This window comes from Amycolatopsis silviterrae (assembly GCF_042684085.1).
Classification (GTDB): domain Bacteria; phylum Actinomycetota; class Actinomycetes; order Mycobacteriales; family Pseudonocardiaceae; genus Amycolatopsis; species Amycolatopsis silviterrae.
In genome coordinates this window covers 353,354-364,172 of the sequence record NZ_JBHUKS010000026.1, presented here as the reverse complement: position 1 = coordinate 364,172, position 10,819 = coordinate 353,354, and the positions used below count along the sequence as shown (strand labels likewise).

The window sequence follows — 10,819 nt, the reverse complement described above, 5'->3', positions numbered from 1 at the left end:
GGCGCCACCACTCACGACTCCGGCAGGAACTCCTCGTCCTTGGGCTTCTTCCGCCACGCCGCCACGAGCCCGAGCGGGTCGGGGCGCAGCAGCGACGCGGCCGCGTAGAGGCTGACCACGACGACGATCGCGATGAACCACCAGTCGTAGAGGGCCTGCTCCCCCGTCGGGTAGTACACGAGGGTCACGAAGACCGAGATCGCGACGATCGCCGAGAGGTTCCGGCGTTCCCACGGGAACGCGGAGATCAGCACGAAGCCCCAGGTGAGGTACCACGGCAGGGTCGGCGGCATGAGGATCGCGACGGCCAGCAGCGTGATCGCGGCGCGGTAGACGGCTTCCTTGCCGCCGCCGCGGGCGAGCCACCACTGGCGGACGCCGAACACGACGAGGCCGATCATCGCGATGGCGCGGGCGACGGTGACGAACGGCGAGGGCTGGACGGGCGCGATGATGTGGACGAGGTTGTAGACGGCCTCGCCGATGCCGCTGGGGAAGTTCAGCCAGTTGGTGATGAGCTGCGGGGCTTTGAGCCCGGACCACCAGCCGAGGTTGAGCGAGCCGAGCGACACCCAGGTGCCGACGACGAACACCGGCAGGAACAGCCCGACGGCCGCGGCTCCTGCCTTGAAGAAGTTCTTCGTCTTCGACGGGCCCCGCATGTCCGCCGCCCACATCCAGACCATGAACGGGAGCGCGACGGCGGCGGTCGGCTTGATCAGCATGCCGATCGTCACGAGCACGACCGCGATGACGTGCTTGCGTTCGAGCGCGGCGAGCATGCCGATGGTGAGGAAGCCGAGCATCATCAGGTCGTTGTGCGGGCCGCCGAAGAGGTGGATGACCATCATCGGGCTGGCGACCGCGACCCACAGCGCGACCGGGAGCTTGCCGCCGAGGTGCTTGACGAGCCGGGGCAGCGCCCAGAGCGTCATGCCGAGGCCGACGAGGAGCACGAGCCGGGTGAGGATCACCCCGGCGATCATGTGGTCCTGGGTGATCGCGACGATGCCCTTGGAGATCAGCAGGAACAGCGGCCCGTACGGCGCGGGCGTGGTCTGCCAGAGCGGGTGCACGTTCTGCACGACGTTCGGCAGCACGGGCAGCTCGGCGGGGCCGTTGGCGTACGGGTCGAGCCCGTAGAGCAGCTGCGCGCCCTGGCCGAGGTAGGAGAAGACGTCGCGGGTGAACAGCGGCGGCGACACGATCAGCGGCGCCATCCAGCACAGCGCGGCGATGAGGATCGGCTTGCTGCCGATGCGCCCGGCGAGCGCGTAGCGGCCGAGCCGGACCCACGCCCACACGACGAGCGCGAAGCCGGTGTAGAGCAGCGCGTTGGCGAGTGCCCGGCCGTGGCCGTAGCGGACCCAGGACAGCGGGCCGTGGCCGAGGACGGGGTCGCGGATGAGGATGCCGCCCGCGCCGAGCGCGGCGAGCATGAGGAGGGCGCTTCCGACCGTGCCCATGGCGATGGTGCGGTAGGGGAAGCGCGCGGGCGTCAGGAACTGCCGGTCGAGACTGCCGGCGTTCGGCTGCGCGTCGTCGATAGTAGTGGCCATTTCGATCCAGAAGATTACCGGGTGCAGTCGGCTGGGCCCGCACGGGCTCCGGGCGTGCGCCGCCCGGAGCGCCCCCGCGGTCAGCGGTCGGCCGCGGTCCGCTGCGCGGTGCCCCCGGGGAGCGCCGCGAGCAGCGACTTCGTGTACTCGTGCTGCGGGTCGAGCAGGACCTGTTCGACGGTACCGGTCTCGACGAGTTCGCCGCGGTACATCACCGCGACCCGGTCGGCGATGTTCCAGGCGAGGCCGAGGTCGTGGGTGATGACGAGCGCGGAGAGCCCGAGCCGGCGGCGCAGCCGGAGCAGCAGCGCGAGGATTTCGCCGCGCACGGACGCGTCGAGCGAGGCGACCGGTTCGTCGGCGAGCAGCAGCGACGGTTCGAGCGCGAGGGCTCCGGCGATGACGACGCGCTGGCGCTGGCCGCCGGACAGCTCGTGCGGGAGCCGGTCGAGGAATTTCCCCGGCGGGCGCAGTTCGGCGGATTCGAGCGCTTTGAGCACGATGTCGCGTTCGCCCGGCAGGCCGTGGATCCGCGGTCCTTCGGCGACCGCCTCGTACACCGTGTGGGCCGGGTTCAGCGCGCTCGTCGGGTCCTGGAGCACGAGCTGGACTTCCCGCCGGTACGCGCGCAGCCCGGCCCCGCCCGAGGGCACCGGCTTGCCCGCGTAGCGGACCGTGCCGGAGTCGGGTTTCTGCAGGCCGAGCAGGGTCCGGGCGAGGGTGGTCTTGCCGGAGCCGGACTGGCCGACCAGCGCGACGATCTCGTCCCGGCCGACCGCCAGGTCGACCCCGTTCACGGCGTGGATCCGCTTGCCCTTGCGGTCACGGAACGTGACGTGCAGGTCTTCGGCGGCCAGCAGCGGCGACTCCCCCGCACCGGCGCGTTCTTCCGGTTCCGGGGGCAGCGGGGTGGCGGTGGCCGGGGCGAAGCGGGACGCCGGGTCGCCGACCGTCGGGAACGCCGCGGCGAGCGCCTTGCTGTGTTCGTGCTGCGGCGCGGACATCAGTTCGGCGCTGGGGCGTTCCTCGACGAGTTCGCCGTCGTACATGACCGCGATGCGCTGGCAGGTGGCGGCGAGCACGGACAGGTCGTGGCTGATCATGATGAGCCCGATGCCGCGTTCGGCGACCAGTTTCGACAGCACGGACAGGACCTGGGCCTGGACGATGACGTCGAGCGCGGTGGTCGGTTCGTCGGCGATGACCAGGCGCGGTTCGCAGGCGAGCGCCATCGCGATCATCACGCGCTGTTTCTGGCCGCCGGACAGCTCGTGCGGGTACGCCCCGGCCCGCGAGCGCGGGAGGTCGACCTGTTCGAGCAGCTCGGTGACCCGGGCCTGCACCTGCGCTTCGGACGGGGTCTTGCCTTCGGGCGCGTGCAGCCGGATCGGTTCGGCGATCTGCTCGCCGACGCGGCGGACCGGGTTGAGCGCGTGCATCGCGCCCTGGAACACCACCGACGCCTCGGCCCAGCGGACCGCGCGCAGCCGTCCCCAGCGCATGTCGCCGACGTTCTCGCCCTCGAGCAGGATCTCGCCGGTGATCTTCGCGCTGCGGGGCAGGAGCCGGAGCACGCTCATCGCGACGGTGGACTTGCCGGAGCCGGACTCCCCCGCGACGCCGAGCGTGCCGCCCGCGTCGAGGCGCAGGTCGACGCCGCGGACCGCGGGGACGTCGCCGCCGCCGGTGCGGTAGGTGACGCCGAGGTTTTTCAGTTCGAGCAGCGCGGTCACGAGTGCCGTCCTTTGAGCCGCGGGTTGAGCACGGTTTCGAGGCCGCGGCCGACGAGGGTGAACATCAGCACGACGAGCACGATCGCGACGCCCGGCGGGAGCAGGTTCCACCACGCGCCGCGGGTGACCGCGCCGTTGTTGAGCGCCGTTTCCAGCATCGCGCCCCAGGAGATCGCGGTGGGGTCGCCGACGCCGAGGAACGACAGGGTGGCGTCGGCGATGACCGCGTTGCCGACCACGAGGGTGGTGTTGGCGAGCACGAGCGGGGCGACGCCGGGCAGCACGTGCTTGGCGACGACGTGCAGGTGGCCGCCGCCGAGCGCGCGGGCGCGTTCGATGTAGGGGCGGCTTTCGATGGTGAGCGTCTGGGCGCGGACCAGGCGGGCGGTGCTCGGCCACGCGGTGACGCCGATGGCGAGCACGATCGTCCAGATCCCGCGCGGCAGCACCGCCGACAGCGCGATGGCCAGCACGAGCGACGGCAGCACCAGGAAGAAGTCGGTGAACCGCAGCAGGACCGCCGACACCCAGCCGCCGAAGTGCGCGGCGGTGATGCCGATGAGGGTGCCGATGAACACGCTGAGCACGGTGGCGCAGAACCCGACGAGCAGAGAGATCCTGGTGCCCCACAACGTCATCAGCAGGACCGAGCGGCCGTCGATGTCGGTGCCGAGCCAGAATTCGCCGTCCGGCGGGCTGAGCGGGGTGCCGGTGACGCGGGTGACGTCGAGTCCGCTGGGGTCGCTGATCAGCGGCAGCGCGAGGGCGAGCAGCACGGTGAGCGCGAGCAGCACGAGCCCGGTGAGCGCGATCTTCTGTGTCGCGAACTCGTGCCAGGTGCGCGCGATGCCGGCGCGGCGGCGGCGCCACGCGATCGCGCGGGCGCTTTCGGCGGCGGGGGCCGCGGGGGTTGTCATGCGGTACGCACCCTCGGGTCGAGCACGCGGTAGAGCAGCTCCGCGAACAGGTTCATCAGGACGACGGCGCTGGCGAGGACGATGAAAACCCCTTGCAGCACCGGAAGGTCCGGGCCGTGCAGCGCGTCGTAGGTGAGCTGGCCGAGGCCGGGCCAGCTGAACACCGCTTCGACGGTGACCGCGCCGGCGACGACCATGCCGAACTGCATGAAGACCAGCGTCACGGTGGGCAGCAGCGCGTTGGGGACCGCGTGCCGCCGCCGGACGAGGTCGTCGCGGAGGCCTTTCGCGCGGGCGGTGGTGAGGTAGTCGGCGTTCATTTCGCCGAGCAGGGACGAGCGCATCACCAGCATGTACTGCGCGTAGAACACCGCGAGCAGGGTCAGGCACGGCAGGATCAGGTGGTGCAGCACGTCGAGGCCCTGCGCGAAGAACCCGGGCCCGGCGTCGGGCGAGTGCATGCCGCGGCTGGGGAACAGGCCGTTGGTGGCGACGAGCAGCAGCAGGCCGAGCCAGAACTGCGGGACCGACCAGAGGGTCAGCGCGATCCCGGTCTGCGTGCGGTCGAAGAGGCTGTCGCGTTTCCACGCCGCGCGGACGCCCAGCCACAGCCCGAGCGCGACGGCCAGGATCGTCGCGCTGCCGACCAGCAGCACGGTCGGCCACAGGCGTTCGCCGATCATGTCCAGCACCGGACGGCGTTCGATGTAGGACTCGCCGAAGTCGCCTTGGAAGAGGCCGATGAAGTAGTTCCCGAACTGCGCCAGGACGGGCTTGTCGATGCCGAGGCGGTCGCGCAGCTCGGCGATCTGGCCCGGGTCGGTGGGCCGGTCGCGGGCCATGAACGCGACCGGGTCGCCGGGCAGGAGCCGGAAGAGGAAGAACCCGAGGACGATCACCAGGAAGACGCTGGCGACTGCCTCGGCGATCTTCGTCAGGACGAACCGGAGGGTGCCGGTCCCGCCTCGGTGCTCGTCGGGGTCGGCGAGCACCGAGGCCTGGTCCGGCGCTAAAGCTTGGCTCACCGGAGGCTCCCCCTCCACTGGTGGCCACCGCGGTCCGTGAAGGGAACCTTCACGGACTCAGATTCCCTCAGGGTTCCCCTCACGGACCGCAGGACGCGGGTCGGCGGCTGGTGCGGCATCGGGTTCACTCCCGGTCGTCGGCGGACTTGCCGCGGCGGGACAGCGCGACGCCGCCGCCCACGAGCACGACGAGCACCACCGCGCCGACGACGATCCACACGGTCGCGCCGGACCCGCTGTCGGACGAGGCGGCGGAGGCGTCGGCCGGGACCGCGCCGTAGACGCCCCAGTACGCGGTCTGCTCGAGGATCGAGCCCTCGGGCTGGGGCTGCTTGCCGAAGGAGGAGAACTTGTCGGAGCGGTAGGCCTCGAGCGCGTTGTCGTAGTCGTAGACGACGTTCACGGCCTGGCTGTAGAGCCGCGCCTGGGCCTGCTTGACGTAGCCGGCGCGGGTGCCGAGGTCGGTTTCGGCGAGCTGCTTGGCGTAGAGCGCGTCGTACTGCGGGTCGCAGAAGAACGAGTCGGTGGTGCCGCCCTTGCCCTGGGCGTTCGGCCGCGCGGCGCAGGTGTGCAGGGCCAGCGAGTAGTCCGGGTCGGGGTTGTTCGCGTAGCCGGAGATCGCGAGGTCGTAGTTGCCCGCGTTGGTGCGGTCGTTCAGCTCGTCGTCGGAGACGAGTTCCTGTTTGACCGAAATGCCGATGTCGTGGAGCCAGCCGGTGAGGTACTGGGCGAGCCGCTGGTCGGGCGCGCGGTTGGCGTGCCCGGTGAGGCGCAGTTCGAGGCGCGCGCCGCCGGGCGCGGTGCGGATGCCGTCCTGGCCCTTCGCGTAGCCGGCCGCGTCGAGCGCGGCGTTGGCGGCGGCGAGGTCGAACTTGCGCGCCTCCCCCGGCGCCGGATCCCAGTGGTAGGCCGAGTAGATCGGCGGGATCACGCCGCCGCCGGGCTGCGCGTAGCCGCCGGCGACTTTGTCCACGATGGTCTTCACGTCGACCGACTGGGCGATCGCCTGGCGCAGCCGGATGTCCTTGAGCACCGGGTTGCCGTTGCCGATCGGCTTGTTCTCGGAGTTCTGGACGCCGAAGTTGATGTTGAGCGCGTTGTAGCGGCGGCCGGGGGCCTTGTTCAGCTGGATGTTCGGCTGGTCCTTGAGCGCGTCGAACTGGGTCGGGGTGAGCCGGTTGATCACGTCGACCTCGCCCTGTTTGAGGGCGTTCACCGCGGCTTCGACGTCCTTGAACACGAGCAGCTGCAGTTCGTCGACCTTGGGCGCGCCGCGCCAGTAGTCCTTGTTGGCCTTGAACTTGACGTATTCGTTCTGTTTGTAGTCGGTGATCCGGAACGGCCCGTCGTTCACGCCGACGACCGGCACGGTGTCGGTCTTGGGGTCGTTGAGGTCCTTGATCGGCGCCCACACGTGCTCGGGCACGATCGGGACGTCGAGCAGTTCCATCGACGACTGGACGGTCTTGGTCTTGATCACCAGCGTGGCGTCGTCCGGCGCGGCGACCGACTGGAAGCTCGCGACGTAGTTGCCGTTCGCGGTGCGCGCGGTGGCGTCGGTGAGCATCCGGTTGAAGGTGAACGCGGCGTCCTTCGCGGTGACCGGCTTCCCGTCGGACCACTTCGCGCCCTGGCGGATCTTGAACGTCCAGGTCAGCTTGTCCGGCGAGGTGGACCACGATTCGGCGAGCGCGGGCGAGGGCTCGGCCTTGTCCTGCGACGGGATCGTCAGGAACTCGTACATGAACCGGCCGACCTGGGTCGACGCGGCGAGCCCGGCGGTGAACGGGTTCAAATGGTCGATACCAGTGGTCAACGCGACCCGCAGCACCTTCGGCGGGGCCTGCTGTTGCGCAGCCGCGGTGCCCGCCAACGGCAGAATCGCCAGCGTTCCCGCCATCAGGACACCGAAAACGCGCCGCAACCCGCGCTGTGTGTGCTTTATCCGCACTTCAGAACCACCCCATCGTCAATCCCCGACCCCAGAGACGAAAAGTAACCACATACGGCGGGAAGCGCGCAATATGTGACGGTGCCGCTGCGTGTCCGATCGTTATGGTCGCGGCGCGGATCACTAGAGTGCCCGGCATGCGGATCCTGATCTCGGCCGACATGGAAGGCGCTACGGGGGTCACCTGGACCGACGACGTCGTGCCGGGGAGCCCGCAGTGGCAGCGGTTCCGGGGCCTGTTCACCGGCGACGTCAACGCGGTGCTGGCCGGCCTGTACGCGGCGGGCGCGACCGACGTGCTCGTCAACGAGGCGCACTCGTCGCAGCGCAACCTGCTGCTGGAAGACCTCGACGAACGCGCGCGGATGCTGACCGGGCGGCACAAGCCGCTGTCGATGATGCAGGGCGTCGATTCCGGTGTGGACGGTGTGGTGTTCCTCGGCTACCACGCCGGGGCCGGCTTCGACGGCGTCCTGTCGCACACCTACCTGGAGAACCAGATCACCGGCGTGTGGCTGGACGACGTGCCGGCGAGCGAGGGCAGGCTGAACGCGGCGATGGCCGGCGAGTACGGCGTGCCGGTGCTGCTGGTCAGCGGCGACGACCAGACCTGCGAGGACGCGCGCGACTACGCGCCGGACGCGGAACTGGTGCAGGTCAAGGAATGCGTGAGCCGGTACGCGGCGATCTGCCTGCCGCCCGCGCGGACGGCGCGACTGCTGGAGGCGGGCGCGCGGGAGGCGATGGCGCTGGCCGGGCGGACCGAGCGGACGCCGGGGCGGCACCGGATCGAGGTCGAGTTCGACGCGAGCCATCTGGCGCAGGCGACCGCGGTGATCCCGACGGTGGAGCAGATCGGCACGCGCCGGGTGGCGTTCGAGGCGCCGAGCATGACCGAGGCGATGAAGGCGTTCAAGGTGGTCACGGCCATCGCGGCAGGGGCGGTGCAGGGCATTTATGGCTGAGGTCGACGTTGTTTCGCTGTGCTCGGACCTGATCCGGTTCGACACCACCAACTACGGCGGCGGGGAGGCGGCGGGCGAACGGCTCGCGGCCGAGTACGTCGCGGAATTCCTTGACCGGCACGGGGTTCCGGCGCGGATTCTGGAGACCGGGATCCAGCGGTCGAACGTCGTCGCGCGGATCCCGGGCACTGATCCGTCGTTGCCCGCGCTGCTCGTGCAGGGGCATCTGGACGTGGTGCCCGCGCGCGCGGCCGACTGGTCGGTGCCGCCGTTCTCCGGCGAGGTGCGCGACGGGTTCGTGTGGGGCCGGGGCGCGGTGGACATGAAGGATTTCTGCGCGATGGTGCTGGCCGCGGTCGCGTCCGGGCTGCGGCCGCGCCGGGATCTCGTGCTGGCGTTCGTGGCCGACGAGGAGGACCGCGGCGACTACGGCGCGCACTGGCTGGTCAAGGAGCACGCGGACCTGTTCGAGGGCTGCGCGGCGGCGATCAGCGAATCCGGCGGGTACACCTATCACGTGCCCGCCGCCGACGGCCGGAAAGTGCGGCTGTACCCGGTGGCCACGGCCGAACGCGGCACCGCGCACCTGCGGCTGACCGCGAGCGGCCGCGCCGGGCACGGGTCGCGGCCGAACGCGGAGAACGCGGTGGTGCGGCTGGTCGGGGCGCTGCAGCGGATCGCGGACCATCGCTGGCCGGTCTCCCTGACGCCGACCGTGCGGGCGTTCCTGGAACAGACCGGCGCGGCGTTGGGCGTGCCGGTGGACCTGTCGTCGGGCGAGGCGGTGGACGAAACCGTGGCGCGGCTGGGGACGGCCGGGGCGCTGGTGGTGCCGACGGTGCGCAACAGCACCACGCCGACGATGCTCGACGCCGGGTACAAGGTGAACGTGATCCCGTCGACCGCGACCGCGCAGGTCGACGTGCGGGTGCTGCCGGGGACCGAGGACGACCTGTTCGCGGTGCTGGATTCGTTGCTGGGCGAGGGTGTCACGCGGGAATTCGTGGCGCATCAGCCGCCGGTGCAGGCTCCGGTCGATTCGCCGTGGTTCGCCGCGATGGCCGGGGCGCTGCGGGCGGAGGACCCGGAGGCGGTCGTGGTGCCGTACTGCATGGGCGGCGGGACGGACGCGAAAGCGTTCACCCAGCTGGGGATGGCGTGCTACGGCTTCGCTCCCCTGGCGCTGCCGGAGGGTTTCCCGTACCGGGCGATGGCGCACGGCGTGGACGAGCGGGTGCCGGTGGACGGGCTGCGGTTCGGGACGCGGGTGCTGACGCGGTTCCTTCAGGACTGCTGAGGTTCCCGCCGGAAGGTCGCCAGCCAGGCGGGGAGTCCGTCCGGCGCGAACCGGGCCACGATCCGGCTGTCCCGCAGGGCTTCCAGACGCCAGCCGGCCCCGCGCTGGAACGGTGCTTCCAGTTCGGCGCGGCTCACCGGGTGCGGGCCGGAGTCTCCGGCGGTGTCGGTGTCGCGGAAGCACAGGATGTGCAGCCTCGCGCCCGCTTCGGTGACGGACGCGAGGCTGGCGACGTAGGCTCGGCGCTCCTCGGCGTCGAAGGCGTGGAACAGGCCTACGTCGAGGACCGTGTCGAAGGTTCGGTCCAAAGAGGACAGCCGGAACGCGTCGCCGACCGCGAACTCCGCGGCGAGGCCCCTTGCCCGGGCTTTCTCGTTTGCTTGCGCCACCGCGGTTTCCGCGACGTCGATGCCCACAATGGACAGTCCGCGCTCCGCGAGGTGCAGGGCGTTCTCCCCTGTGCCGCATCCGGCGTCGAGGACCGTGCCGCGGAACGCGTCCTCGGCGGCGAGTCCGACGATCGCCGGCTGCGGGCCGCCGACGTCCCAGGGCGCGGGACCGTCCTGATAGGACTCGTCCCACGGACGGCCGGAGCGGCGTTCGTGGCTGGTCGCGGGACGGTCCTCGGGCATCAGCGGGTGAACTCCGCCCACCAGCGGGTGTTTTCGCGGACCCGTTCCAGGGAGGTCACGGTGACGCCGTCGCGGGCGAAGGACTCGACCTCGTCCTTGCCGAGCGGCCACGGCGGCCCCTCCCAGGTGTCGAGGTCGATGCTTTCCTCGGCGACCGCGCCGACGACGAGCGTCCCGCCCGGGGCGACGAAGCCGGTGACCGACGCGATCGCGGGGTCGTGGACGTCCTTGGGCATCGACTGGACGGTCATGATCTCCACGACCAGGTCGAAGGCGTAGTGGAATTCCGCGGGCGGGGCGAGCAGGTCCGCGGTGCGGTAGGAGACGCCGGTGTCCGGGAAGCGGTTGAGGACGGCTTTGATCGCGCTGGGCGAGACGTCGAAGGCGGACGTCTCGTATCCGGCGGCGGCGAGGAGTTCGGCGTCGTCGGCCATCCCGCAGCCGACGACCAGCGCGCGGCGTCCGTTCCCGGGCCGCCCGGCGATCCAGGCGGCGAGTTCCGGGGAGGGTTCGCCGCGGTACCACGGCAGGACGGCCTCGCCCGCTTCCGCCGCCGCGTAGAGGGGCTCGAACCAGCCGGTGGGGTCACCGCTGGCAAGCGCGAGTCCGGCCCGGCGGCGGGCGTCCTCGTCGGGATCGATGGCGTCGTCTGGCATGGACTCTGTTATACCCGCCGGGCCTGCGCGCCGGTGCGCTCGACCGGCTTCGCGCCGCGGCCCCAAGCGCCCCAATGCCGCATT

9 protein-coding genes are annotated in these 10,819 nt (G+C 71.0%); 2 read left to right on the top strand and 7 right to left on the bottom strand.

All coding sequences use genetic code 11. The features are described 5' to 3' along the window. Positions 1 to 11: 11 nt before the first annotated feature. From mptB to ACFSVL_RS33010, 5 genes are all read right to left on the bottom strand, one after another. A complete protein-coding gene (gene mptB, locus ACFSVL_RS33030) occupies positions 12 to 1,559 on the bottom strand; it encodes a polyprenol phosphomannose-dependent alpha 1,6 mannosyltransferase MptB (RefSeq protein ID WP_378309793.1) in 1,548 nt (515 codons plus the stop codon). Between the two features lie 80 nt (positions 1,560 to 1,639). Beyond that, positions 1,640 to 3,292: a nickel ABC transporter ATP-binding protein NikE gene (nikE, locus tag ACFSVL_RS33025; RefSeq protein WP_378309791.1), complete on the bottom strand. Its 1,653-nt coding sequence runs from the start codon at positions 3,290 to 3,292 to the stop codon at positions 1,640 to 1,642. Further along, the gene (locus ACFSVL_RS33020; RefSeq protein WP_378309789.1) at positions 3,289 to 4,209 is read right to left on the bottom strand and encodes an ABC transporter permease; all 921 of its coding nucleotides are present in this window, start codon (positions 4,207 to 4,209) and stop codon (positions 3,289 to 3,291) included. The genes nikE and ACFSVL_RS33020 overlap by 4 nt, the downstream gene beginning before the upstream one ends. Next, positions 4,206 to 5,234 carry an ABC transporter permease gene (locus ACFSVL_RS33015; protein ID WP_378309787.1) on the bottom strand — a complete coding sequence of 343 codons (1,029 nt, stop codon included), beginning with the start codon at positions 5,232 to 5,234 and terminating at the stop codon, positions 4,206 to 4,208. Before ACFSVL_RS33015 ends, ACFSVL_RS33020 begins: the two co-directional genes overlap by 4 nt. A 124-nt stretch (positions 5,235 to 5,358) precedes the next feature. Then, complete coding sequence (locus ACFSVL_RS33010) at positions 5,359 to 7,134, bottom strand: ABC transporter substrate-binding protein (RefSeq protein ID WP_378309784.1); 1,776 nt, start codon at positions 7,132 to 7,134, stop codon at positions 5,359 to 5,361. 188 nt (positions 7,135 to 7,322) lie between these two features. Here ACFSVL_RS33010 and ACFSVL_RS33005 point away from each other — a divergent pair, with 188 nt between their 5' ends. Together ACFSVL_RS33005 and ACFSVL_RS33000 are read left to right on the top strand one after the other, a co-directional pair. Next, positions 7,323 to 8,150, top strand: a complete 828-nt coding sequence (locus tag ACFSVL_RS33005) for a M55 family metallopeptidase (RefSeq protein WP_378309782.1) — start codon at positions 7,323 to 7,325, stop codon at positions 8,148 to 8,150. Beyond that, entirely contained in the window at positions 8,143 to 9,447 is a 1,305-nt protein-coding gene (locus ACFSVL_RS33000) for a M20/M25/M40 family metallo-hydrolase (RefSeq protein WP_378309780.1), read from the top strand. Before ACFSVL_RS33005 ends, ACFSVL_RS33000 begins: the two co-directional genes overlap by 8 nt. Here the strand turns inward: ACFSVL_RS33000 and ACFSVL_RS32995 are convergent. Together ACFSVL_RS32995 and ACFSVL_RS32990 are read right to left on the bottom strand one after the other, a co-directional pair. Then, complete coding sequence (locus tag ACFSVL_RS32995) at positions 9,435 to 10,079, bottom strand: class I SAM-dependent methyltransferase (protein ID WP_378309778.1); 645 nt, start codon at positions 10,077 to 10,079, stop codon at positions 9,435 to 9,437. The genes ACFSVL_RS33000 and ACFSVL_RS32995 overlap by 13 nt on opposite strands. Further along, complete coding sequence (locus ACFSVL_RS32990; protein WP_378309776.1) at positions 10,079 to 10,735, bottom strand: class I SAM-dependent methyltransferase; 657 nt, start codon at positions 10,733 to 10,735, stop codon at positions 10,079 to 10,081. Before ACFSVL_RS32990 ends, ACFSVL_RS32995 begins: the two co-directional genes overlap by 1 nt. Positions 10,736 to 10,819 lie beyond the last annotated feature (84 nt).

Excerpts from the sequence above, each read along its gene's own strand:
- mptB (WP_378309793.1), bottom strand. The coding sequence starts at position 1,559 with ATGGCCACTACTATCGACGACGCGCAGCCGAACGCCGGCAGTCTCGAC.
- ACFSVL_RS33020 (WP_378309789.1), bottom strand. The coding sequence starts at position 4,209 with ATGACAACCCCCGCGGCCCCCGCCGCCGAAAGCGCCCGCGCGATCGCG.
- ACFSVL_RS33010 (WP_378309784.1), bottom strand. The coding sequence starts at position 7,134 with ATGGCGGGAACGCTGGCGATTCTGCCGTTGGCGGGCACCGCGGCTGCG.
- ACFSVL_RS33005 (WP_378309782.1), top strand. The coding sequence starts at position 7,323 with ATGCGGATCCTGATCTCGGCCGACATGGAAGGCGCTACGGGGGTCACC.
- ACFSVL_RS33000 (WP_378309780.1), top strand. The coding sequence starts at position 8,143 with ATGGCTGAGGTCGACGTTGTTTCGCTGTGCTCGGACCTGATCCGGTTC.
- ACFSVL_RS32995 (WP_378309778.1), bottom strand. The coding sequence starts at position 10,079 with ATGCCCGAGGACCGTCCCGCGACCAGCCACGAACGCCGCTCCGGCCGT.
- ACFSVL_RS32990 (WP_378309776.1), bottom strand. The coding sequence starts at position 10,735 with ATGCCAGACGACGCCATCGATCCCGACGAGGACGCCCGCCGCCGGGCC.